At 66.2% G+C, this 23,440-nt stretch carries 25 protein-coding genes; 14 read left to right on the forward strand and 11 right to left on the reverse strand.

Translation table 11 applies throughout. The features are described 5' to 3' along the window. Positions 1-521 precede the first annotated feature (521 nt). The 5 genes from AC3ERS_RS27510 to AC3ERS_RS27530 form a co-directional block, all read right to left on the reverse strand. Positions 522-659 carry a hypothetical protein gene (locus tag AC3ERS_RS27510; RefSeq protein ID WP_431970996.1) on the reverse strand — a complete coding sequence of 46 codons (138 nt, stop codon included), beginning with the start codon at positions 657-659 and terminating at the stop codon, positions 522-524. Between the two features lie 571 nt (positions 660-1,230). Then, complete coding sequence (locus AC3ERS_RS27515; RefSeq protein WP_431970997.1) at positions 1,231-2,106, reverse strand: hypothetical protein; 876 nt, start codon at positions 2,104-2,106, stop codon at positions 1,231-1,233. 27 nt (positions 2,107-2,133) lie between these two features. Further along, a complete protein-coding gene (locus AC3ERS_RS27520) occupies positions 2,134-3,045 on the reverse strand; it encodes a WXG100-like domain-containing protein (RefSeq protein WP_431970999.1) in 912 nt (303 codons plus the stop codon). Between the two features lie 11 nt (positions 3,046-3,056). Further along, a complete protein-coding gene (locus AC3ERS_RS27525; protein ID WP_431971000.1) occupies positions 3,057-3,383 on the reverse strand; it encodes a type VII secretion target in 327 nt (108 codons plus the stop codon). Then, positions 3,384-3,584 carry a hypothetical protein gene (locus AC3ERS_RS27530; RefSeq protein WP_431971001.1) on the reverse strand — a complete coding sequence of 67 codons (201 nt, stop codon included), beginning with the start codon at positions 3,582-3,584 and terminating at the stop codon, positions 3,384-3,386. Positions 3,585-3,976: 392 nt separating this feature from the next. On the opposite strand from AC3ERS_RS27530, the gene AC3ERS_RS27535 reads away from it, so the two are divergent. The 4 genes from AC3ERS_RS27535 (at position 3,977) to AC3ERS_RS27550 (ending at position 6,260) form a co-directional block, all read left to right on the forward strand. Then, a complete protein-coding gene (locus AC3ERS_RS27535; protein WP_431971002.1) occupies positions 3,977-4,867 on the forward strand; it encodes a helix-turn-helix domain-containing protein in 891 nt (296 codons plus the stop codon). Positions 4,868-4,926: 59 nt separating this feature from the next. Beyond that, the gene (locus tag AC3ERS_RS27540; protein ID WP_431971003.1) at positions 4,927-5,088 is read left to right on the forward strand and encodes a hypothetical protein; all 162 of its coding nucleotides are present in this window, start codon (positions 4,927-4,929) and stop codon (positions 5,086-5,088) included. 23 nt (positions 5,089-5,111) lie between these two features. Beyond that, positions 5,112-5,612, forward strand: coding sequence for a DinB family protein (locus tag AC3ERS_RS27545; protein WP_431971004.1), 501 nt, complete (start codon positions 5,112-5,114; stop codon positions 5,610-5,612). Positions 5,613-5,801: 189 nt separating this feature from the next. Then, positions 5,802-6,260: an SRPBCC family protein gene (locus tag AC3ERS_RS27550; RefSeq protein ID WP_431971005.1), complete on the forward strand. Its 459-nt coding sequence runs from the start codon at positions 5,802-5,804 to the stop codon at positions 6,258-6,260. 54 nt (positions 6,261-6,314) lie between these two features. On the opposite strand, the gene AC3ERS_RS27555 is transcribed toward AC3ERS_RS27550, so the two are convergent. Next, entirely contained in the window at positions 6,315-6,959 is a 645-nt protein-coding gene (locus AC3ERS_RS27555) for an SDR family oxidoreductase (RefSeq protein WP_431971135.1), read from the reverse strand. Between the two features lie 138 nt (positions 6,960-7,097). Between AC3ERS_RS27555 and AC3ERS_RS27560 the strand changes: the two genes are divergently transcribed. After that, positions 7,098-7,712, forward strand: coding sequence for a TetR/AcrR family transcriptional regulator (locus AC3ERS_RS27560; protein ID WP_431971006.1), 615 nt, complete (start codon positions 7,098-7,100; stop codon positions 7,710-7,712). Positions 7,713-7,845: 133 nt separating this feature from the next. On the opposite strand, the gene AC3ERS_RS27565 is transcribed toward AC3ERS_RS27560, so the two are convergent. Then, complete coding sequence (locus AC3ERS_RS27565) at positions 7,846-8,433, reverse strand: cytochrome P450 (RefSeq protein WP_431971007.1); 588 nt, start codon at positions 8,431-8,433, stop codon at positions 7,846-7,848. A gap of 187 nt (positions 8,434-8,620) precedes the next feature. Between AC3ERS_RS27565 and AC3ERS_RS27570 the strand changes: the two genes are divergently transcribed. Both AC3ERS_RS27570 and AC3ERS_RS27575 read left to right on the forward strand, forming a co-directional pair. Then, positions 8,621-10,324 (forward strand): MAB_1171c family putative transporter, encoded by a 1,704-nt coding sequence (locus tag AC3ERS_RS27570; protein ID WP_431971009.1) that lies wholly within the window; start codon positions 8,621-8,623, stop codon positions 10,322-10,324. Continuing rightward, positions 10,237-11,730 (forward strand): cytochrome P450, encoded by a 1,494-nt coding sequence (locus AC3ERS_RS27575; RefSeq protein WP_431971010.1) that lies wholly within the window; start codon positions 10,237-10,239, stop codon positions 11,728-11,730. Before AC3ERS_RS27570 ends, AC3ERS_RS27575 begins: the two co-directional genes overlap by 88 nt. Before the next feature lie 162 nt (positions 11,731-11,892). On the opposite strand, the gene AC3ERS_RS27580 is transcribed toward AC3ERS_RS27575, so the two are convergent. Further along, the gene (locus tag AC3ERS_RS27580; RefSeq protein WP_431971011.1) at positions 11,893-12,378 is read right to left on the reverse strand and encodes a MarR family winged helix-turn-helix transcriptional regulator; all 486 of its coding nucleotides are present in this window, start codon (positions 12,376-12,378) and stop codon (positions 11,893-11,895) included. 81 nt (positions 12,379-12,459) lie between these two features. Between AC3ERS_RS27580 and AC3ERS_RS27585 the strand changes: the two genes are divergently transcribed. Further along, entirely contained in the window at positions 12,460-12,987 is a 528-nt protein-coding gene (locus AC3ERS_RS27585; protein ID WP_431971012.1) for a DUF1772 domain-containing protein, read from the forward strand. Between the two features lie 332 nt (positions 12,988-13,319). Here AC3ERS_RS27585 and AC3ERS_RS27590 read toward each other — a convergent pair whose 3' ends face one another. The 3 genes from AC3ERS_RS27590 to AC3ERS_RS27600 form a co-directional block, all read right to left on the reverse strand. Continuing rightward, a complete protein-coding gene (locus tag AC3ERS_RS27590) occupies positions 13,320-13,805 on the reverse strand; it encodes a hypothetical protein (RefSeq protein ID WP_431971013.1) in 486 nt (161 codons plus the stop codon). A 40-nt stretch (positions 13,806-13,845) separates the two neighbouring features. Next, positions 13,846-14,718, reverse strand: a complete 873-nt coding sequence (locus AC3ERS_RS27595) for a hypothetical protein (protein ID WP_431971014.1) — start codon at positions 14,716-14,718, stop codon at positions 13,846-13,848. 155 nt (positions 14,719-14,873) lie between these two features. Continuing rightward, the gene (locus AC3ERS_RS27600) at positions 14,874-15,989 is read right to left on the reverse strand and encodes a hypothetical protein (protein WP_431971015.1); all 1,116 of its coding nucleotides are present in this window, start codon (positions 15,987-15,989) and stop codon (positions 14,874-14,876) included. 188 nt (positions 15,990-16,177) lie between these two features. Here AC3ERS_RS27600 and AC3ERS_RS27605 point away from each other — a divergent pair, with 188 nt between their 5' ends. The 6 genes from AC3ERS_RS27605 to AC3ERS_RS27630 all read left to right on the forward strand — a co-directional run bounded on the left by AC3ERS_RS27605 (position 16,178) and on the right by AC3ERS_RS27630 (position 23,434). Continuing rightward, positions 16,178-17,959 carry a WXG100-like domain-containing protein gene (locus AC3ERS_RS27605; RefSeq protein ID WP_431971016.1) on the forward strand — a complete coding sequence of 594 codons (1,782 nt, stop codon included), beginning with the start codon at positions 16,178-16,180 and terminating at the stop codon, positions 17,957-17,959. A 24-nt stretch (positions 17,960-17,983) separates the two neighbouring features. Next, positions 17,984-18,328 carry a hypothetical protein gene (locus AC3ERS_RS27610; RefSeq protein WP_431971017.1) on the forward strand — a complete coding sequence of 115 codons (345 nt, stop codon included), beginning with the start codon at positions 17,984-17,986 and terminating at the stop codon, positions 18,326-18,328. Further along, complete coding sequence (locus AC3ERS_RS27615; protein WP_431971018.1) at positions 18,325-18,816, forward strand: YbaB/EbfC family nucleoid-associated protein; 492 nt, start codon at positions 18,325-18,327, stop codon at positions 18,814-18,816. Before AC3ERS_RS27610 ends, AC3ERS_RS27615 begins: the two co-directional genes overlap by 4 nt. A gap of 44 nt (positions 18,817-18,860) precedes the next feature. After that, on the forward strand, positions 18,861-21,422 hold the full coding sequence (locus tag AC3ERS_RS27620) for a hypothetical protein (RefSeq protein ID WP_431971019.1): 2,562 nt from the start codon (positions 18,861-18,863) through the stop codon (positions 21,420-21,422). Next, positions 21,419-22,219 carry an ESX secretion-associated protein EspG gene (locus tag AC3ERS_RS27625; RefSeq protein ID WP_431971020.1) on the forward strand — a complete coding sequence of 267 codons (801 nt, stop codon included), beginning with the start codon at positions 21,419-21,421 and terminating at the stop codon, positions 22,217-22,219. Before AC3ERS_RS27620 ends, AC3ERS_RS27625 begins: the two co-directional genes overlap by 4 nt. A gap of 183 nt (positions 22,220-22,402) precedes the next feature. After that, entirely contained in the window at positions 22,403-23,434 is a 1,032-nt protein-coding gene (locus tag AC3ERS_RS27630) for a DUF6630 family protein (protein WP_431971021.1), read from the forward strand. Positions 23,435-23,440: the final 6 nt, after the last annotated feature.

Here is a 23,440-nt window from a genome sequence, read left to right on the forward strand (position 1 = left end):
AGATCAGGTAACCATCAATTAGTAGGTCAAAATTTAGGTTTAAACTAAAGATTCTGTTAAACTGGGGTCCACTCAGACGTTTCCTACTTCGGCATAATGGATTTCGACGCGACCGAGGCTCGGCGAATCACCCCGAGGCATGCGGAACGCCTTCGCAGGCGACCCGGACCCCGAGGAGATGCGCGCAGACTGGACCCAGCTGTGCCGCCGGGCTCAGCAGAGCAATCGATCAGCGAGTGACGCTTCAGAAAACCGAAGCGTTACGGTGGCATGCCAGGGACGCAGCCTTCGCGCCATCGGGCGCGCGTAAGAGGGTGTAGTGCCCGAACAAGGTGCGTACGTCGCACCTACGCTATGGCGGTGTGGATTGGCACAATGATCCCTCTCGGATTTTCGTACGACAGCACACGATTCATGGTTACCGAACAGTATTTGTACGATCTTGACCTTGTCAACCGTCCGGAAGTATCACGACGGTTACTCTGACTCAGGACCAGCCGCAGGCTCGATCGAGCCGGTGGTCACCGGTCGGCTCCGGCGCTCCACCAGTGGAGGTTCGATGGATCGTCGGCGTCGTCGCGGTCGCCGCGCTCGGCATCTCGCTTCTCGGTGATCGATCGCCGCCGCGAGCCGTTCGGGTGGTGGTTGTGTCCGTTCACCGGGATGAGATCCTTCCGTCGGCTCACCAGGAAGAGCTCGCCCGCTCGGCCTCGACCGGCGACCGTCGGTTGCCGATCCCGAGATCGACGAACCCACCGAGCGAATCAGGCAACTCGGCGGACCCGGTGCCGGTCCGGAATCGCTTGTCCCGGAGACTGATTCGACTATCGGTCTATGATCTTGGTGCAGCCAGGGGCGGTGGCCGTCAGGCGGACCGCACCGCTCCAATTGCGAGTCGGCCCGCAGTGCTGCATAGTTGACCGATCGGTCGCAATAGCTCTAGTATCTCGAAATATGGTGCGCACCAAGGAATTCGACTTTGCCGTGATGTTGGACCGCACACTGGAACTGTGCTGATTTCGCGGCTACGAGGCGCCCTACACCGCGAATCCGACTGGGCACCCTGGCACTGCCAGGGCCTGCGCATTCGCGACCTCCAGCCGCAAACACGAGCGCTTCAGAGGCGCTGCAACGCGGAGGTCGTCGCGGAGGTCGCGCCCGAGTTGACAGGTGCCAGCAGACCAGCTGCCCCGCATCGCGATCCGCGCCCACGAGCCGACAGCGATGCTGTCAAGGGCGCGGATCTCTGTCGACGAAGGCCGTCGGCTGTTCCGGTACGTATCCGCCGCGCCGGAAGCGATCCAACCCGAGTTCGGTCCCGAGTTCCGATCGCAGTCCCGGATTACGCACGTAGAACACGAACAGGTGGTAGACCCGGGTCGGGTCGGTCTCGAGATCCTTGTGGCCGATGTCGATGGTTCGGTAGCCGGTGTCGGCATCACCGGCGACAAGGGTGATCACGTTGGTTCCGCTGCCGACTTTGTTTTTCTCTCGGCGGCTGCGGGCGCCGACTGCCGAGATGTCCTGCCAGGCAACATTGGTCGGGCCTTTGCCGTAATCGATCGAGATGTCCTGTGCCGTGAGCACGATGCCGACGTTGCCGAGGGTCTTGCGAGGGTGGTATGTGCCGAGGCCGATGAGGATGGCGAACAAAGCTGGCAGGGAAATGAGGAAGAAGAACGCTGCTCCGGACGACCAGTCGTCGTTCAACGATGCGATGAGTTGCCACAGTCCGGCCCCGAGCAGGGCAACTCCGAATGCGATAGCTACCAGACTTCCGATCGAGGAAGGGCGCGGCACCGGCAGCACGAGCGCGGAGCCAGCTCCGGTGGCTCGAATGTCAGCGGCCACCGGAGCAGTTCGGGGGAGTTCCGACCATCCCCATAGGGTGAGAGTAGCAGCGAAGGGGCCCAGAAGCACGAGCCCGAGGAGTACGCCCCACACCGATTCCGGATCTCTCACAGCTGTCCAGATCCCACCCAGAACCAACGGCCACACGACCATCGCCATGGCGAACGGCAGCACCGTATAGCGGTACGCGCCGAACGCCTTTCGTTCCCAATCCGCTGGTAGCGGCAAGCTGGACGTGCTCCGGTATCTACCCACGAGATCTCCTCCTGCGATCTTGCACGCTTACGCCGTTGCCGATCTGATCCCAGCCTCGGTTGCGCCCTGCACGATCTGAATCAGTTTCGGCACCATTCCGATGATCGTCGACGCTTCTTTCGCAAGCTGGAGCAGGATCTGCGACATCTTCGTGCCTGCGCCCGCGATGCTCGTGCTGGCGCGGGCGACCGCCGCGAAAGACGCCGTCCCCCCGGTGCAGATGATGATCGCGGCAGCCTCGACCAGCACGCCGGCCAGCCAGTTCAGGAGTTCGGTCACGACACCGCGAACACCCTCGACCAGGTCACCGAGCGCGGCATTCACTTTGCTCAGCGAGGTCGCGAGGGAGGACTGAGCCTCGATGTCCGCCATGAACGCATCGGCCTTGGCTTTGTAGGCCGCGCCTGCGGCACCGGCCCATTCACTGACGTCTTTCTGCAGTTCGGTGTTCCATGTCGCGGCGGCTTCGGTCAGCGCACCGGAAATGTTTTCCCAGGACGTGGAATACGCCTTGACCATGTCCGGGTTACCGGTGACCCAGTCGAGCGCCTTGCGCAGCGGTTCGACATTCTCCAGCATCCAGCCCATCAGCAGGGCGCCAACGATATTGAACGGATCGAACTTCGCCAGGGGAACCCCTGCGGACATGCGGCTCCGGTACTCCAGCACGTCCGCCGCGGCGACGGCTACCGAGGAAGCTTTGAGGGCCGCGCCGTACAGGTTCTTGACCGGGTCTTCCCCGTTCAACGCTTCCTTGACGAGCCCGCCGGCTTCCCAGGCATCTCCCAGCGGCGTGCCTTTGAGCAGACCTGATTCGGCACCGTCGCTGTTTATCCTGGGGAGCAGAGCCTTCTGGTCGAAACCGTAAGCCTCGTCGTCGTCGACCTTCCCGTCGATCAGTTCATTGCCTTCAGGCGGCGCGGCGTCGTTGAACGGCACGGCTCCCTCCCCTATTTGATCTGGTTCTGTTGACCCTCGATCTCGGCTTTACGGCCGGCATCGAGGTTTTCGAAGGTATCCGCGCAGTACCGCAGCGTCTTCGGTAGCGCCTCGGTCGTTTCGACGATCTTCTGCAGGCTGTCGGTGATCCGCTCGTGCAGCGAGCCCACCATCAGATCCGCGTACCACCCGACGAAAACCCCGTAGCCGTCATCCAACTTGGCGACATAGTCAGCGGCCTGCTTGGCCTTGCTGACGTTCCCGAGCGTCGATTCGACGGCGCTGGCATGCGCGCGTACCTTCTCCGGATCGACGACGACGTCGTCGCTGTTCCACATCTATGTCCTCGTTCCAGCCACGACTTCTTGCCCCATCCCGAACGCCGTCGGCACCCCGCTGCTGTCCACCGCCACGCTCACGCTGGACTCGGACAACGTCGCCATCCGCCCCTCCAGCTCTCCGAACCGCCGTGCCCGCCCCAAATCGGCCGCGAACTGCGCCAATCCCCCTGCGGCACTGCCCGGATCGAAGCCGACCATCGACACCTCCCCCTCCCACCAGCTGTCCAGTCCGATCGAACTCTGTCAACGAAACACGCACCACGCAAATCACAGTGCGATCTTTCGGTCTCGTCCTCTGTATTGGACGCACCCTCGACCCATCCGGTTCCATCGAATGTCAGCCAACGTGGAGCTGCGCGAGCGCCATCCCGGAGGTCGGGCCTACTGGCTGATCGTCTTCTCGTGTCACATGATCCCGACGATGCTCGCCACGCCCGGCATCAACGACCCCGCGATCAAGCCCGATGTACTCCGAGGCAACAGCCGTCGTCGACTGATGGTCGACCAGGCACCCGCACGAGCGCGATCGGCGGGCCGTAGTGCTGTCGGGACCAGCGAACCTTGTTGCCAGCGTCGATAATCTCGGTCTCATGGTGTTCGACTCGACCCGTTTCGATCTGGAGCCGTATGCCGGTTTCGATACGCCTCGGTACGTTCGGCGGACGTATTGCAGTTGGGAGGTTGCCGGCTGGCGGTCGCTGCTCGTGCAGCGGTTCGAGCATGTCCCCGTGGTCGAGGACATGACGTTGCCGGGCACGGCAGATCTGCACCTGGTAGTGCCCGTCGCGGGGCGGGCTGTGATGGAGACGCGCAGTGATGGTCGGGCGCAACGCTCCACGTGGGTGCCGGGTCGGCCGGAGCTGGCGATCCCGGGCCGGCCCGTCCTTCGCCGCTATCGGGCGGACGGGGCGATGCGCAGCGTACAGGTCCACATTCCGCGTGACACCGTCGATACGGTCGTGGCGCAACTGGGTGGCCACGCGGTGGACTACGAGGCCATGGCCGCGTCCGTCACCGCGGGGGATTCGCTGGTCGAGGAAACCGTCCGAGCGCTCGGTCGCACGGGCGAGGCCGACGACCTGTATGCCGAGGCCGCGGCGGCCTTCTTGACCGTGCATCTACTCACCCGCCATGCGCGACTGCCTGCTGATCGGACGCCGACGCGCGAGGACGCACGCGTGCGCACGGTCGTCGCGACGATGCGTGCGCGGCTGGCCGATTCGATCACCCTGGCCGACATCGCCGGCGAGGTGCATCTGAGCGTCTACCACCTCGTCAGGGTCTTCAAGGAGGCGACCGGGGTGACACCGTACCGGTACCTCACCCGGTTACGGATCGACGAGGCGAAACGGCTGTTGCGCGAGACCGACCTGACGATCGCCCAGGTCGCGGCACGGTGTGGCTTCGCAAGCCCTGGTGCGCTGTCAACCGCCTTCTTGCGGCACACCGGGGCGCGTCCCTCGGAGTATCGCAATTATTGACCGGTGCACCGCAATCTCGAGCATTGGGTGGGGGATGACTCGCCCTTACGGTTCATTCCATGGCCGACATCTTCTCGGGCGAGGTCGCCACGGGTATGGACCTGAATCCGATGACATGGATGGTCGAGCGGGCCGACGCACCCCGTCGGATCGCGACCGGGGCGGGCGGGCGCAGCGCCGAGGTCACCGACCACGTCCTGCTCATCCGCCGAACCGCCTGACGCTCGCGACAAGGGAGACCGCCATGCCCAGCACGACCGGCCGCACCCGCTGCCGCGACACCCCGCCGCCTCGGACCGCAAACAACGAGGCCGAGACCCTGCGCGGATTCCTCGACTATCTCCGGACCTCGATCGCGGCAAAGGTCGAGGGCGCCCCCGAACCGCAAGCACGAACTGCCGCAGTACCGTCGGGCACCAACCTGCTCGGCCTGCTCGAACACCTGACTCACGTCGAACGCTCGATCTTCCTCGGCGACAACGTCACCGACTGGCCTGCGACGTTCCGAGCCACATCATCCGACAGCGTGGCCGACGTCGTCGCCCGCTACCGAGCCACGGTCGAGCACGCCAACGAAATCCTCGACGTCTGCACCGACCTCGGTGCACCTGTCCCGCGGCCCCGGTCGAACCGCCCCACCCCCAGCGTCCGCTGGGCACTGGTCCACATGATCGAGGAAACCGGCCGCCACGCCGGCCATGCGGACATCCTCCGCGAAATGATCGACGGCTCGACCGGCCGCTGAACCGATCACCTTCGATCGAATTCGCCTCCACCGCAGCGGTAGCCGTACCCCAAGACCCGGTCTGCTCGGCGACCAGAGCGTGTGGCCGACCTCGGGCAGCCGCCGAACGCCGGGAAACAGCTTGTCCCCCGACGCATCTCGGTCTCACCGTGCAGATCGCGTCGACTGAAAACGCAGGAAGGATATGACGTGCCGCACTACCGAGTACGTTCCACAACCTCGGCTCCCGTCAGCACGGTGTGGGGTTTGCTGATCGATGGCCACAGCTGGCCCCGCTGGTCCTCCGGGCTGGACGAACTGGTCGAGGAACGCTCCAGCGGCCTCGATTCGCGCGGCAACGACGGCATCGGCGCGGTCCGCGCGTTCCGCACCGGCCGGGTCGTCACCGGTGAGCGACTGACAGAACTCGTGCAGGATCGGCTCCTCGCGTACGAGGATGCCTTCAACTTCGCCATGAAGGACTATCGCGCCGTCGTCGAACTGCAGCCGACTCCCACGGGCGGAACGACCATCACCTGGCGCGGCACCTGGCGTATGCGGCCTGGGATCGGCTGGATCATGCCGTTCTTCCTTCCCCAAGTGATGCAGCGCATGGCCGACGACCTCGCCGATTACGCAGCCACCGCAGCGGGGCCGCACAACCCCTGACGGTCCAGCCCAAACAGGTCATGGCCGACGTCCTGGTCCGAGGCGCCGGGAGCTCTACCACGGGACGGTCTCGCCGTGGCGATCCAGGAACTGCAGGCCGGGCGCGCCGGCTTGTGCTTCGAGGACGTCGGCGACGGCGGGGATGCTCTCGCGGGGCGTGAGAGGCGCGTCGGGGCCGCCGAGCTGGGTTTGGTTGTGGCCGGGGTCGATGAGCAGCTTGGTGTGTCCATCGCCGGCATGGCGGGTGGCGTAACTGCGCATCAGCTGGTTGAGCGCGGCCTTGCTGGCCTTGTAGAGCTCGTAGCCGTCCTCGGTGTTTCGCGAGATGCTGCCCTGCTCGGAGGACATGACTGCGACGGTCCCGCCGGGCGCGACGAGTCCGCGCAGGGCCTCGAGGGTGCGCAGGGGGCTCAACGCGTTGGTGATCATCACCTCGGTGAACATGTCGGTCGAGACCTCGCTGATCGGCAGATCGCCTCGGTCGATCGCGGCGTTGACGAAGAGCAGATCGAACCGACGATCGGCCAGGCGCTCGGACAGCTCGGCCAGCTGGACGGAGCTTGTCATCTCCAACGATTCGACCTCTAGAAGTCCTTGCGAGGCATGGGCATTCGCTTGCAGCCGGCCGCCGCTGCGGCGCGTCGTGGCGATGACTCGCCAGCCGCGTCGAGCGAGCTCGTCGGCGAGGACGAGCCCCAGCCCTCAAGAGGCACCGATGACGAGAGCTTGGCGGTGGGACGTGGCGGACACATTCACTCCTACGTTGTGATACTTAGTCTAGACGCGACGTTGCGACTAGACTACAGCCCGACACCGCTGATGGGTATGGTGTCTCGCATGCCCGCCGCGAACTCCCAGCCCCGTAGGGCGCACTCCGGCCCTCGACGCGACGAGGCAGCGCGCCTGGCTGTACTTCATGCCGCAGACGATCTGCTGGTCGAGAACGGATTCGGGGCTCTGACCATCGAGGCGATCGCGCGGCGCGCCGGCGTCGCCAAGCAGACGATCTACCGCTGGTGGCCCTCGAAGGTCGAGATCCTGCTCGACACGCTCATCGAAGACAGCACCAAGCACCTTCCCGTTCCGACGGAAAAGCCCACGGCAGAGAACATCCGCGGCTACCTACGCCGCTTCGCGCGATTCCTTACCCGCGACCCCGCCGGCAAGGTCCTGCTCGCGCTCATCGCCGAGGCGCAGCATGATCCCGACACAGCCACAAGCTTTCACCAGCGCTATCTCGGTCCACGCCGTGACCAGGAATGCGACATGCTCACGCGCGCAATCGACGCCGGCGAGATCTCGCCCCACCTCGGCCCCGACGCCACGATCGACGCTCTCGTCGGCCCGATCGTCTATTGCGCCCTGAGGGGGTCGAGCATCCCACGCGGACTGGTGGACACCCTCGTCGAGAACCTGCTCAGGCCCCGCGACACTCGAGTGTCCGCCGAGTAGCTCGCCCGGCCGATCAACCGGGCACCGACCAGACCGATCGATGACAATTCGCAAGCCGGTTCACATGATGCAAAGCAGCCAGGACCCTGTCTGACCGGCTTATGCCGTCGGAGACATTTCAATGAACTCTGGCTCACTTGTTGCTCGTTCGCGGGTGAGGTCGCAGTCGTAGACCCGCGGGTTTGAGGGTGAGGGTTTCGCGGACGTCGAGTCGGTAGTCCGGGTCGGGTTCCAGGTCGAACTGGTGCAGGATCACAGCCAGTGCGACAGTGATCTCGTGCTGGGCGAACTGCCGACCGATGCGGGCTCGTGGACCCGTACCGAACGGCTTGAAGATGCACGGTGGCAGGTTCCGGATGCTGTCGGGAAGGAACCGGTCAGGATTGAACTCGTCGGCGTCGGGACCCCATGCCGGGTCACGGTGCGCCGCAAGGAGCAAAACCAGCACCCAATCCTTCTGCCGGAAACGGTATCTGCCGTCGCAGAGCGTCGTGTCCTGGCGTGCGCGCCGAAAGTAGCCCGGTCCGGTCGGCCACAGCCGCAACGTCTCGTCGACGACCCGTCGCAAGCCCCGTAGTTTGGCCACATCCTCGAAGCGGATGTCAGGGAAATCTTGGATAGAGGACCAGGGAACAGAGATTCGCGCAATTGGACTGCTGGCTGCGATATCTGGCCATCGAGTGGCATCGAGGATCGCTCCGGCTAACGTCCGGCGTAACAATTGCTGGCGAACTACGCACTGCCACTTGATGTTTGAACGCGGAGGCCCAAGAGATCTCAGTTCGTGCAGTTGCCCATGCTCCTGGTAGTGTCGGATTTCAGTGTTCGGGGGGCGGGCTTCGAGCGTTGGGGATCGGCGAAGTCCGTGAAGCTCTTCGATGAATTGCGATCCGGGGGAGTTCGATCGGATGTCGAGTATCGGGGATCGGTTCCGCGAGCTTTCTGTGATGGTGCCGATCCCGCGGCCCTGGAATCTGGATGCCTACGTCGCCGCGGTGGCCGAACATCGTGGGCGCCCGATCGAGCTAGCGGCCATGGACACCTCCGCGCTGGGCGCGGCGGGCTGCGGCACAGGTAGCGGTTTGTGGATCGCGTGCCGCAACGACGACATCATCTTCTACGACCGCGACACTTCCGCCTGGCATGCGCAGCACATCGTCTTGCACGAGATCGGGCATATGCTGCTCGAACACGATCGACAGCCGTCTCGGCAGGTCGATGAACTCCGAGACACAGCGCTGACGATGTTGATGCCGTCGATCTCGGGCGATTCCATCCAGCATGTGCTGCGGACGCAACGCCTACGGCGACGACAACGAGCGCGACGCCGAGTCGTTCGCCGACATGGCGCTGTTACACGCGACCCAACCGCCGCCGCCTGCTTCGTCCATGCGTCGCACTCTCTTCAGAAACAAGCGCCGATGACTTCTCCGCTGCCCGCCACCGCCGCGCTGCCGATCATCGCCACGACCTCCACCATCACTGTGCTGCGGTGGAGGCTGATCAACCAGACACCCACCGACAAACTGATCAACCGGACGCTGGCCTGGGGCGTCGTCGGTCAGCTGCTGCACGAGCGCGGGGTGGCTCTGGGTATCGCCAGCCTGCTGCACCAGCTGTCACTAGGTGCCATCCTGGCTAGCCTGTCCGGTATCTACGGGATCGCCAAACTGTGGGGCGGAGCGGATCCGGAAACTACTGGGCAGCGACAGCGCCGCTACGACGGCGTGATTATTGACGTGTTCATCCTGTTGTTGATTGCGGGAACCCCTGCGCGCAGGCAAGGTCTGCTCATCGACCAGGCGCTGGGCTGGCCGGCGGTCGCGTTCTGGGCGATATTCGGTGCGCCGTTGGCTGTCTGTGCGGCACTGCTGTTGCAAATCACTGTCCGTGATTTCCGTACCGAAGATCTGACCCTGCGCGAAAAAGTATTCTACGGCGCAATTTTCGCCGCCGCAGGTAGCCTGCTGTTCGACGCGTTCGCCGGGCCAGCGGTCGCGGCACTATCTACCTACACCGACTTCTCGGCACACGACGAACAGATGAGTCGCAAGGCCACGACGTTCTTCGCGTCTGCTCTCATCGGTGCGCTCATCGTCGCGGTTCCGCTGTTCCCCGTCCTGGCTGAGCATTTCGGATGGGATCGAACCAGTCGCCACGCCCGCCGACTCCAGCCGCTGTGGCGTGATCTGACCACAGCGTTCCCTGACTTGGTCCTCTACCCCGCCACCGAACTCGCCAAGCTCCCTCCGACGCCGCGGCTGCACCGGATGACCATCGAAATCCGTGACATCTTGTTGAACCTGCGGCCGTACATGTCGGTCACCACCGATACCGCGCCAGCACTGCCAGATGAGATGGGCGAAGAGACAACGCGGTACGCGATCTTGGTCGCTCATGCTTTGGATACCAAACGGGCTGGGACGCAGCCTGACCCGGTTGGGGCGCGAACCGTACCTCGGGCACCGGAGGCGACTGGCGATCTGGATTCCGAGATTCAGGTTCTGCTCGAGCTGGCCCGTCAATGGCCGCATGCCCAGACCGCTGTAGTGGCCACATACACATCGGCCCCAGCCACACCGAACGCATCGAACAAGGAGCAGCCCCGTTGACCGACCTATCCGTCCGCCCCGTCCAACGACTCCCCCATCCACCATTTCGACTGCCTCTGCTGGGTGACCTGCTGACTGTGCGGCCGGGAAGGCCAACACAGGCCGCGATGCGGGACGCACGCCGCCTCGGACCGATCTACGAACGCCTGATCATCAACTATCCGATCGTCATCGTCTCCGGCGTCGATCTGCTCGCCGAGATCAACAACCAAGAGCATTGGGCGAAGAATCTGAGCCCGTTGTTCCGCCTCATGCGGCCAGTCGCCCGCGATGGACTGTTCACGGCCTACAACGACGAACCGAACTGGCAGACCGCACACAACATCCTCATGCCCGCGTTCACCCAGTCAGCGATGCGCAGCTACCACCAGACGATGACCGACACCGCCGCCGAACTGGTAGACCACTGGTCCGAGCAGTCCGGCCGTTGGATCGATGTCGCCGAGGACACCAACAAGTACACCCTCGAAGTCATCGGGCGTTGTGGTTTCAGCACCGGCTTCGACTCGTTCACCCGCGCGCACACCGACGAGCATCCCTTCGTCGCGGCGATGACCCGCAGTCTGCGTTTCATCAACCGCAACGCCAATCTGCCGCCTGCCGTGCACAAATTTCCCCGCAACCGTGCCGCGCAGCATGCCAATGACGTTGCCTTCGCCAAGAAAATCGTCGACGACGTCATCGCCGCCCGCCGCAGCGAGGATCCCTACAGCACTCGCGACCTGCTCGGGTTGATGCTCAACAGCACCGATCCCGCCACCGGGAACGCTCTCGACGAGAAGAACATCCGCCACCAAATCCTCACCTTCCTGGTCGCTGGACACGAAACCTCCGCCGGTGTGCTCGTCTTCGCCCTGCACTTCCTCGCTTCCCGCCCTGATGTAGCGGCCCGTGCCCGCGCCGAGGTCGACGAGCGTTGGCCCGGCCGCGAGCGGCCGCACATCGGCTATGAGGATGTCGCGAAGCTTCGCTACCTACGCCGCGTTATCGACGAAACGATGCGGCTGTGGCCGATCGCCCCCGGATACTTCCGGGAAGCCAAGCACGACACCACCATCGGCGACGGCAAATACCACTTCCGCAAAGGCGACTGGGTATTCGTCCTCACCCTCGCCGCCCACCGAGATCCAGGCTGGGGCCCCGACCACGACGAGTTCGACCCCGATCGCTTTCTTCCAGAGAACCTGCGCAAACTCGACCCCAACGTCCGCGCAGCCTACAAACCCTTCGGAACCGGCGAACGCGCCTGCATCGGCCGACAATTCGCCTACCACGAAATCCTGCTCGCCCTCGCCCACATTCTTCACACCTTCACCATCGAACCCGAACCTGGCTACGAACTCGACGTCGCCGAGCAGATCTCCCTGAAGCCCCGGGGACTGCGCCTCCGATTCCATCACCGGTAGTGCATGACGGGCAGCCTGCTGTGTGGTTTCCGGTCGGTGGTCTCGATGAGTTCGCCGCCGAGCTGGTCTGGATTCGGTGTTGTTCCTGTGCTGGCCGCCGGGCTGGGGTAACTCCATGGCATCCGAGGCCGACCGCCACGCACGATGCGGCTGCACCGGCCGTCACCGCTCCGCAGCCGAACCGCGGAGCGTGTCGGTAGCTGTAGTGAGGGAGTCGTTGAGCGCGGCGACGAACCGCTGCAGCACCGCTAGTTCACTGTCGTCGCACTCGGCCAGATACGCGCCGACGGACGTGCCGAGCCCTGTGAACAACGGAGCAACCACGTCCCGCGCCTGCGCGCCGGCCAAGGCGACAAGGACCCGGCGCCGATCCTGCGGATCTCGATCGCGGCGCACGAAGCCCGCCCGCTCGAGCCGGTCGATCATCGCGGTCACCGCACCTCCCCGGGTGATGCCGATACGGTCGGCCAATTGCCCTGGCGTCTGCGGTCCGTCCATGCTCAGCACATTGAGGCAGCTCAGGTCGGTGACGGCAAGCCCGAGCCGTGCGGCGACGGCCGAATGAAAGATGACGGTGCGGGTTGCCTGTATCCGCAGTTCCGTCTGCAGCGAACTCAGGGCCGCCCTCCGGGTTTTCCCTGATCCCATTTCACATCACTCCTTCTAATCTCTCTATATCAGAGAGGCTCTGAAATAGAGAGTACTTGAAGGCAAGAAGGAGATGCGGACATGACGACGAAGCGGGCGATACCCCTCTGGCTGCTGGTCATCTTTGTGGGAATCCAGTTCGGGGCCGGATGGTACGAGAAACTCGGCGTCATTCCGATGTGGGCGGACGCACCCCCCGACGAGCTGTTCCCGGCGATGGAGGCGTCCGGCTTCAAGAAGGCAGGCCGCGCGTTCTGGCCGTTCGTTTCCCCGGTGGTGGCGGTTCTGTCGCTGATCAACCTGTACCTCGCGTGGCGCACGCCGGTCGCCTTCCGGCGCTGGTGGATTGCGGGGGCCGCCATCATGTTCGGCTACTCGGTCTCGACCTACGCCTACTTCGCGACCCAGATGCTGATCTTCCAATCCAACGGCGCGGACTGGACTCCCGAGCGCGTGGAGTCCTTCGTTGACACATGGACCACACTGAACTACCCCAGGATGGCCATCGGCGCCATCGGCTGGCTGTGTGCGCTGCGCGCGCTGTCGCTGTCAGGGGTTACAACTCGGAACCACGCGCCCGCCGTGCCGACCGGCAACGCGGTCGGGTAGTCCGGGCGGAAGTCGCGCCCGCCCGATCGGGCGGGCAAACCGTCCGGCTACACCATCGCATGTCGTGCCGTCGACAGGTTGCGCCGATTGCAGCAAATCACCTGCGCCCTTCTGCGACAGGACATCTGGTCGCCGCAATGACGGCAACGACACACTCCTCGGCCACGATCGAGATCGGCTGGCCCGGCGCCCAGCGCGCGAAGCGCCAACGGTCACCCAACCGACCCGGTGCATCCACAGACGAAGTGGCACAAACGATCTCACCCAAAGGATTGGCCGCGACGTCGGCGGAAACTCCATCGAACCTCACACCGTGTGGATGCGCCACTGAATCAGCTGACCCCGCCGATCACTGCCTTTCCCTCGGCTGCGGCGGCCGCGAAGTACGGGCACAGGTCCTCGAACTCGTCATCCTCGTTCTCCTCGTCCCAGTCGGCTACCGTGGTGCCGAGGACCCAGCCTTCCGCGACCAGCCCCTCCGTGACCTGGCGAACCTCGTTCGGGGTGAGGACGAAGGCTGGTCCGTAGCAGAACTCGTACCCCGCGATGACGTCGCAGTGGTCGCCGGTCGCCCTGGCGAGCCAGGGGTAAGCGTCCCTCCAGTCGGCAGTGCCTTTCTCGGCCTCAGCGCGGCCTTCGGCGATGGCGCTGAGCGTGCGGTAGTCGTATCCGTAGAAGTCCGCCACCCGGCGGAGCCCGCCGGGGAGTGGCGCGGAGTCGTTCTCGGAGAAGAACACGGTGTGAATCAGTTCGGGTTTCTCGCGCATCTCTTCGAGCAGCGAAGGTTCGATCTTTGCCAGTTCCAACCACATGGACACGGGCAGCTACTTCCTATTCCAGATGTTCGATCGGTCCGGTTCAGCGCGCGTGCGGCGTATCCGGCAGCTTTACCACGGCGGTGCCGGCCTGGGATTCGCCATACTCCCAGCCCACGACCAGGCGAGCGCCGAGGCTGGCCAGGATGTCGGTAGTGAAGGGCCACCGGTCGGCGCTGCAGTAGTGCGCGCCGGCCGCCCGCGCGTCATCCTCGTCGAGGCAGAGCATGCGCAGGTGGTCGCGGAGCTCGGGGCGGGTGATCGCTGCCAGTGCTACCTCCCATCTGCGTTCGGCTGTGTCGACGTAGCCCTCGTCGTCGAACGGCACCAGATGTTCGGGGCCGCGCTCGGTGAAGGTCGCCGCGCGCATCGCGTCGGCGAGAGTGCCATCGGTGGAGACCCGAAACAGTACGGTCAGCCAGTTGTTGAGCTTCTTGGAGCTCTCGTGGGTCAGATCTATGCCGTGCCGAGCGAGCAACGGGCCGAGTTCCGCGCCACGCACAAGTACCTGATCGGCGCCGGCGGTCGCGGCGGCGCGTATGTCGGCGACGAAGTCGTCACCGAAGGGTCGGGGGCCTTTGGACCCGGCCTCGCCCCACGGTCCCGTCTCGTCCAGCAGGTGATCGTCGAAGCGGAAGAGGGACCGGCTCAGGTCGAACCGCCACACCCCCGGGGACAAGGGGTACTCGTCGGCGCCAGGAAACGGTAGCTGCCTGGGCTCCGGCTCGGCGAGCGCTGCTGGGGTCGCCCAGGCACTCGGGAACAGGAACTCGTCCAGCGAGTCATCGGCGTAGTACACGCCGTACTCCGCCGTGGGGTCCTCGGCCGGCTTTCCGCCTAGCAGGATGTCGAAAGCGGCGGTCAGTTCGGCATCCCACGCACGGGTGCCTGCCGCTGGGCTTTCACTGGACGTCATGAGAACTCCTGTGTATCAAGTGGTTCGGCCTCGCTGACACGCTAAGGGCTGCCACCGACATTGATGTCGGTAAGCTGCGGCGCGACTGCTGGATAGTGGGGTTTCGACGGATCGCATGGACTGGTCATGAGGGCACTGCGGTGACGCCCCGACGGTTAGTCCGCCGCGCCCGCCATGAGTAGCTGGTGTAGCGCGCCGTCCACATCCTCGTGCTCGCCGAAGAGCCGCACCAGCAGTGCGCGCTCGGCCAGGCCGTGCTCCGCGGCCAGCACCAGTTCCAGTGCCGCGTCCCGCGCTTCGACGCCCGATTCCGCGGCGAGCGACGCCACGATGTCGGCTGCGCTCTCCCTGGTCCATACCCCGGGAATCGCGGCCGCGACCTCGCTCGCGGGCGGGGCGGCGCCGCGATACCAGTGGCCGCCCTCCCACCAGTAGCAGAAGGAGAGCAACCCGGACCCGGCGCGCGGGTTGAGCAGCGGGTTCGCCACCCACCCAGGCGCGCCCGCGTAGAGATCCGGCATGGGCGCGCCGGCGTTGTAGACCGCGTCCAGCACCGGGTCGTTCCATACTCCGCCGGAGAGCACCGCACGGCCGCCAGGGACCAGCCACAGCGAGGAACCGCTGCGTTCGGCGCCCTCGAACAGGCCGAGCGCGGGCAGCACCCGCGGCCCCCACGGAGATCCGGCCGCCACGAACGCCGCGGCGATCGCCGCCCAGCGCATCGCCAGCAACGGCAGCGCGGGCAATGTCGTCTCGATTTCCGGGGTGAGCGTGGCGGTCCGGGCCAGTGCCCCCGCCTGCTCGGCGGGCCGGGACTGCCGGTCCTCGTGCCCGATATGGGCTGCCAGCCAGACGGGGAGCCGCGCCCGCGGAAACGCCTCCAGGTCAGCCCGATACACCTCCGGTGGGAAGAGGTGATCGTCCGGAAAGGGCTCGGCGCCGAAGTCGTGCTCGGCACCGATCTCGCCGGACGCCGACGCCATCACCAGGTAACGCCACCACGGGCCACCGGGCAGGGCGGCCGATGCCTCACGGTACCGCCGGACCAGTGCCAGCACCTCCTCCGAGGGCAACACCTGGGCCGGATGGCCTTGCTCGTCGGTGAAGAAGACCGACGCCAGCTCCGATACGGCGGTCAGCGCGAACACCGCTTGCATCTCGTGCCAGCCCGGCGGGGCGAGCGCGATCAATTCCTCGGCGATCCGGCGGCTCGCCGCGTCGGCGAGCGGTGACTCGGAATCGGCGGAAGGCGAATCCTCTGCTGCGGTCATGAAAGCGGCACCTCCTCGATCGGGCCCGCACGCTACCACTCGGGAGCGAACGGCGCCGGTGCGGCGAATTCGTTTGCCCGTCATTGCGAATTCAACTGTCTGCGTTGTAATCCCACGACATCGAACGCCGAGAGGAGAGCTGTGGTGAGCAATCCGACGGGACGGTACGGAGCCGCCGCGGTGCAGCGATGACCATCCACATGCCCGAGGGGTTGCAGTGGCTGGCCTGGGTGGCCGGAACCACCTGGCCGGAGGGCGACGAGGACGTCGCATGGGCGGTGTCGGAGGCATGGAAGACGGCGAGCACGGAGCTGACGGCCCTGCTCGCCGATATCGATGCGGCCGAACAGGCCACCATCGACGCCTATCCGCAGGGCGAGGGCGGTACCGCGATGGGCGCCCGCTACGACACGCTGCGCACCGGTGAACATTCCATCGAGGCGCTGGCGAAGTTCATGAGCACCGTCGGCGACAGCACCTTCGACATGGGCACCGAGATCCAGGCCACCAAGATCACCGTCATCGTGACGCTGGCCTGGCTGGCGCTGGAGATCTTGTGGGCCTGGCTCTTTCCGCCCACCGCGCCCGCCGTGGAGGCGGCCGCCATCACCACCACGCGATCCTTTCTCAAGGTGTTCGAGGACTTCGTGCAGAAGGCGATCACCAATCTCGCTGCGCGCCTGGGTGCTTCGACCGCCAAGCGGCACTTCTGGACCCAGGCCGCGCGGCTGCGGCCAGTCTTTCCCACCGCGAAGGGCTGGGGCGTCTACGGTACGCGGGCCATAGAGGCGACCGCCATCGTCGGGACCATCAACGGCTCGGTGCAGGTCGGCCAGCTCGCGGCGGGCAAAAGACGGCACTTCAACGGCACAGAGTTCGGGCTGTCCATCCTCGCCGGTGTCGCGGGCGTGGTGCCCGGACGCGAATTCGGGCGCTACCTCGGGCACGGTATCGACAAGGTCGCGGGCAAGCAGTTGAACAACATCCCGGGCCGGGTCGGTCGTGGCGCGGTGATCGGTGGCGCCTCCGGCGCGGTCGGCACCATTTTCGGCAACCTGGCCGTGGGCGCCGCGACCAGAGACTTCTCGTCGTTCGCCTCCGGGCAGGGCTGGGTCGGCGGTGTCACGCGGGGTGCGGTGGTGGGCGGTGCGCGCGGCGGTTTCGCCATCGGCAAGCCGATTCCGCCGGGGCACGGCGACATTCGCTCCTATGTCTGGATGCCGAAACCGAATTCCGGCAATGCGGCGCCCCGGCCACCGGTGAGCGACGGTTCGTCCAGCGGGTCGAGTTCCCGGTCGTCCGGCCAGTCGGACAGCGGTTCCGGTGCGAGCGTGTCGTCCTCGGTTCAACCGGTGCACTCCACCGTTGCGGGCTCGTCGAGCCGGCCGCAGTCCTCGCACAGCAGCGTCTCCGGCAACAGCGTCTACCACGATGCCGCGAGCTCGTTCCAGAGCGGCGGGAGCAGTTCGAGCAGTGGGAGCAGTTCGAGCAGTAGCTCGGGCAACAGCGTCTACCACGACGCGCGCACCAATCAACCTCCGACCTCGTGGTCGTCCTCGGTCGACGGCGGCTGGACCCCACCGCCTCCGTCCGGCTCACACGCCGCTCCCCCGGTGCCGACGGGGTCGTCCTCCTCGTCGAGCAGCGGACATTCTGGCTCCGGCGGTGCGCAGCGACCCCCGCTCCCGCCGTCCGGTGCTCAGGTGACCGGCGCGAATGGCGGGAGCAGCAACGGAAACCCGATCGCCACCCACCACAGCGAACCCTTCCTGGGCGAGGGCAAGGACGTGCGCGGCAAGCCGCGGCCCAAGCAGTGGCCGTGGGTGGAACCGCTGCCCGGCCCGTATTCACCGCCATCGTCGAGTGGCTCCTCCGGGCAGCAGTGGTTACCGGCCCCGGGCGCCCCGCCCCCGGCGGGTGCGCCACTCGAGAACGCCGTCGAGCAGGTCGACGTCCCGTTCACCCCGTAATCCGACGACACAGAAGGGAGTGCCATGGCCGCGGACCGGTTGGAGGTCGATCCCCAGAAGCTGCGCCACGCCTCGGATCTGACCCGGGAGCTGTCGAACGACACCAAGGGAGTCGCCGAGAAGCTGCGCAACACCCTCAGCGGTATCGAGTCCGACGGCACCGTCATGCCGTGGGGTGACGACAAGCGCGGCCACAAGTTCTTCGACGGCGACAAGGGCTACAAGGCGGCGCGGGACAACCTGATCGAGGGCGCCATCGGCGCCGCGACCACGTTGGGCGACATGGCGACCGGTCAGCGTGATGCCGCGGACGCCCTGGCCGATACCGACTCCGGCAACGCCGGCCTGCTCGGGAAGCCGACGCGGTGACCGGGCAGCCCACCGTCAACGAACGCCTGCGCGCCGACATGGCGACGCTGGTGGAGGGTCTCGGCGAGCAGTTCCGCGGCATCGCCGAACTGCAGCAGCGGCGTTCGCGGCTCACCGAGACGGTGAGCGTGTGCGATCAGCGCATCGAGGTCACGGTGAACGCCGACGGCATCCTGATCGACACCCAGTTCGCCGACGACGTCCTGGATCTGACCCTCGAGGAGATCGCGGAGAACGTCACCGCGGCGGTGCAGGCCGCCGCGGCGAAGGCCGCCGAGCGCAGCCAGGAGCTCATGCGCCCGCTGCTGGAACGCAAGAACGCCCTGCCGAAACTCTCCGAGATCATCGAGGGCGCACCGGATCTGGGCTCGCTCATGCCGACGGCGCCCCCACCGCCGCTGCGCCCGCCGGACCCGAACCGCTGGCCCGACGACGACCATTCCGGCGCCCGCGCGCCCCGGTCCGTGGTGGCCGACAACGACGACTGACGCGGCGCACGTGGTGCGCCCATGCGACAAGAAGGGTGAACGGGATGGCTCTCGAACCGGGCACGTGGTCGGGCCTGAAGAACCAGGCGCAGGCCGGGTATCTGAAGTTCGACACGGCCGACGCGCTGGCCGCCGCTCGCGCCTGCGCCGATCTGGTCGACGACCTGCTCGGTATGGCCGAGGCCGTGACGAACCTGCGTCTCGACAATTTCGCGCCGATCGGCACCCTCACCTCCGGCGCTCAGCTGGCGATGGCGTTCACCACCAAGGGAAACCGGCTGCGAACCATCCTCAGAGATCACGCCGACATCGTCACGGACATGGGCGAGACCTACATCGCGGCGGGCAAGGCGTTCGCGAACGCCGAGGGTGAGTCCGAGAGCGACTTCCGGGCGCTCAACGACCTGAAGATGCCGACCGTGGCCGGCCCCTACACCCCCGGCGCACGCAAGCCGGGCGGACCGGATGCCGAATTCGACAAGGCGAACGGCGGATTCGCCTGGATGGGCAAGGACGGCAAGCCGCACCTCCAGAACGCGAACGCGGAGAGCTTCCCCGCCTCGCTGAAGGACTACCAGGGCGAGAAGGATCCGGGCGTCACCGCCAGCATCGAGAACAAGGACAGCCTCGCCTTCAGCGAATTATACGAGCTGGGACGCGATCTCGACCCTGCTCCGGTGCTGGCCGCCGCGGGCACCTGGCACAGCATGGCCAACGACCTGCTCGGCAAGCTCAACACCTTCGTGAACGCCATCAACACCGGCACTGAGGCGTGGGAGGGGCAGGGCGCGACCGCGGCGACCGCGGCGATCGAAAACTACTCCGACGGCGTGCAACCCCTGGCCACCTCGATGATCGCGATGAGCCAGAACCTGGACTACAGCGCGCAGTGGCTGCACCTGACAAAGCTCAGCATGCCCTCCAGCCCCGATCCCGGTGACTGCTGCCCGGGCCGGGTGACCCGCCGGTACCGCAACGAGTGGCAGAAGCACTACGGCGAGGGCATGAAGAACACCGTCTCGGCGATGCCCGTGGTGAACGGTCCGATCGCCCAGCCGGCGCCGCCGGGTGGTCAGGGCCAGAACCAGCCCGGGAACCAGCAGGGCAACGGCCAGTACGGCAACGGCAACGGCCAGTACGGGGTCGACCAGGACGGCTACGGGAACCAGCAACCGGATCCGAGGTACCAGCCGGGCAACGGGCAGGCCGACCCGGCGAGCCAGTCCGGTTACGACACAGCGGGTTCCGGCACAAGCCCGGGACCTCGCAGCGCCGGATCGCACGGCGCCGAATCGGGCGGCACGGGTTCGGGCAGGGGTGCCCCCCTGCCCAACGGCGCCGAGAGCGGTGGCGGCAGCCGCGGAGGTTCCGGGTCGCAGGGGCAACTCCCACCCGGCTACGAAGCCGCGCAGAGGGAGGCCGAGTCCGCCGCGGCTCGCGCCGGCGGTGCGGCGACCCCGGTCGGCTCGTCCGGCGCTGGTTCGCCGAATGGCGGCGGGACGCAGTCGCGCCCGTCGAGTTCGGGAAATCCGTTCCCGCGCAGTAGCTTTCCCAGCGAGTCGGCGTCCGACTCGCCCTCGGGAGGCAGCGGCGCCAGCATGCCCAACGTCCCGTCGCTCGCGTCCGCTCCGCTGCCCAACGGCGCGAAGGGCAGATCGTCCGGCAGCGGTGGAACGGGCAGTGGGTCATCGGGTGCGGGTGCGGGTAGATCCGGCGCGAGCGGGCTGGAGGACGCGCTCGCCAAGGCCACCGGTGCCGATCCGGCCCAGGTGCGTTCGATGCTCGGCGATCTGCCGAAGCTGCTGAACGAGAACACCCTGTCCAAGAAGAGCGGCCTCTCCCCGGAACAGGTGCGCTCGGTGCTGAAGAACATCCCGGAGGTGGCCGACGTCGGCGAACTGGCGAAGCTCACCGGTCTCGACCCGGCGCAGGTGCGGTCGGTGCTGAACAACCTGCCGAACGCGCTGGATGAGAAGGCGCTGGCGGCCGCGACCGGCACGAGTGACCACTCGCCCTGGCGTGCCGGCTTGCCGGGCCAGTCGTCCTCCGTGGCCGGGCTGCCCGGTCAGACGATGGGCGCCGACGGCGGCCCGGCGTCGTTCGCCCAGGCGGGCAAGGACTTCCTCGGCCAGATCGGTACGGCGCTCACCCAGGGACTGGAGTCGCTCGGTCAGCTCGGTGCCACCCTGCCCGGCGCGGACCAGTTGCAGGAGATGCTGCGCCGGTTCGACCCGGCCGCGCTCACCGCCGCCGTGGGCGATCTGGCGGTCGATCCGGCGTCCGGCGCGGGCGGCGGTGGCGCCGGTTCCGGTGGTGTGGGCAGCCCAGCTGGTCTGTCCGAGCATCCTTACCAGCAGGCCCGTGCGTTTCCGCGCGCGTCGCTGCCCGGCGCCGAACACCCGATGTATCCGGCCACAGCGGCGGCGGGCCAGGGCGCGCCCGGGATGGGCGGTGCCCCGATGATGGGTCCGGCCGGTGCCGGCGCGGGCGGCGGTGCGCAGGGCAATACCGCGCAGAAGCCGGCCAAGTACCTGAAGTCCAAAACGCATCTGGACGACGCCATCGGCGCCGTGCCAGACCGAGTGAAGCCGGTGATCGACTCGTGAGCCGAACCTGGGAGTTCACCGACCTGGAGTTCAACCTGCTGTGCGAGGAGGTGCGGCAGGGCGAACTGCCCGCCCCGTTCGTCTTCACCAGCCGCACCCGGCTGGCGGACGACTACGAGCGGGAGAAGTTCGAGGTCCAGCAGCAGTTGCGGGGACGGTTCGACCACGAACTGGACGCCATGGCGGGCGCCATCGCCCGACCTGACATCTTCATCGTGGCGCACGCCTGGGACGACCAGGATTTCGACAACCCGGAAGCGCGCACTCGGGTGCATGCCGTCCGGCAACGCGCCCGCGGGTACATCATCACCCAGCGCCCCGGCGAAACCCTCATGCACGCAGGTGGTTTCGACGCTGTCGAATGCGACCCGCACGCCCTGGCCGATACCGTGCTCGGGCTGCTGCCCACATGCAATGCAGGCAGTCTGGACGACATCCAGCTCGCCTTGCCGACCTCGGAACCCGCGATCGTCCACCAGGGCCCGTCGTCCGGCGTCATGGACAACGACGACACAGACGACGACACGGTCCGCAGCGACGCCTTCTTCGCGACCCCCGCGGTGAGCACCGGCATCGTCAAGGTCCTGCAGGGCCGTTCCAAGTACGGCCCGCGCGGCCGGATCGAAGCAGGCATGCTCTGGCGCGACCTCCCCGACGACGGCCGCTACGTCATGCCGCTGGACCACCCGGCCCCGGTCGCCACAGCGATGAGCAGTGACGGCCTCACCGAGTGGGTGCGCGAACAGATCGACCACATTCTGGCGCGCATGGAATCGCATATGGAGACAGAGGACTGACGACGCTCGATCGTGCCCCGAGCCGGGGCCGTCTCGGCGTATCCGAACGCACCGTGATGCCGATTGTCGCGAGTCGCCCGAGGTGTTGGTGGCGGCCGAGAGCGTCGTGTTGCGAATAGGGACGCGCGGCAACGTGTTTCGATGTCGGCACGAGCGATAGCTTGGGTTGTGCTTACGGTGAGGATGAACGACCGAGCGGCGAGACTGCTCGGTGTGCGGGACGGCTTCGGTGGTCTGTATCCCGAGGAGGGTCTGGCCCTCGGTTTGCGTACCTGGGTGGACGGCGGGATCGAAAGTCGCGGCGAGGTGGTCTCCTGGGCCCCGATTCCCGCGGACGCTGACGACGCACCGGGGCGTTTGATCGATCTCTACGATTGGGAGCACTGGCACAACGACTTCCACCTGGAAGATTTCGTGTCCGTCGACTCCACGTATGCCGACGGGCCGATCGTCGGCGTCGACGCGCAGCGGACCCTGCTCAGGCAAGGGATCGCGTTGGCGCGGGAGGTCGGGCGGCTGGCCGGTGAGCTGAGCACGCCGATTCCGCTGCGGTGCATCATTAGGGCCAACGAAACCAACGGCAAGTTCGCGTTCTATCGGATTCGGCCCGAGGACAGTTGGGTGCTCGATGACCTCGACAATGACGACCGTGGCTATGTAGTGATCATCGACTTCGTTCCTCGGCCTCGCGACAGGTTCCGAAGCGCGCGCATCGCTGCAGCGCAACGGGCGGCGCTCATCGAACTCGTCGAGCTGCTCGCACCCGATGTCGAGAAGGCTCGTGGCAGATTGGCGTACGTCCTCGAGAATGCGTTGTGGTCAGCGTTCGATCCCGAAGATGCGCTGATAGAGGCATTGTTCGACGGAATCGACAGCGCCTTGAGCTACTTCCCTCGCGTTATCGCCGATCCCAACGCGATTCGCCGCCGCTTGGAGCTGATGCCCACCTGTCCGGAAGGACTGGCCTGGGACTGGGACCGGTACGACGGCGATATCGGATCCTGGAACAGCGAGACCGATCTTCAGCCCTACTTGCGGTTGTTGGCCGATCGTTGTCGTGCGGTCGATACCGCGTTGATCGGCGTCTTCACCGGCGCGGATGGACTGGTGCTGGGTTTCCTGCCTTCGGACAAGCTCGAGCGATTCGTCGTTCTCGCCGCGACGGCCAAGGCAGAGATCGTCATCTACGGCTCGGTAGAGCCCGGCGAGCACTGAACCGGC

Source organism: Nocardia sp. bgisy134 (assembly GCF_057708325.1).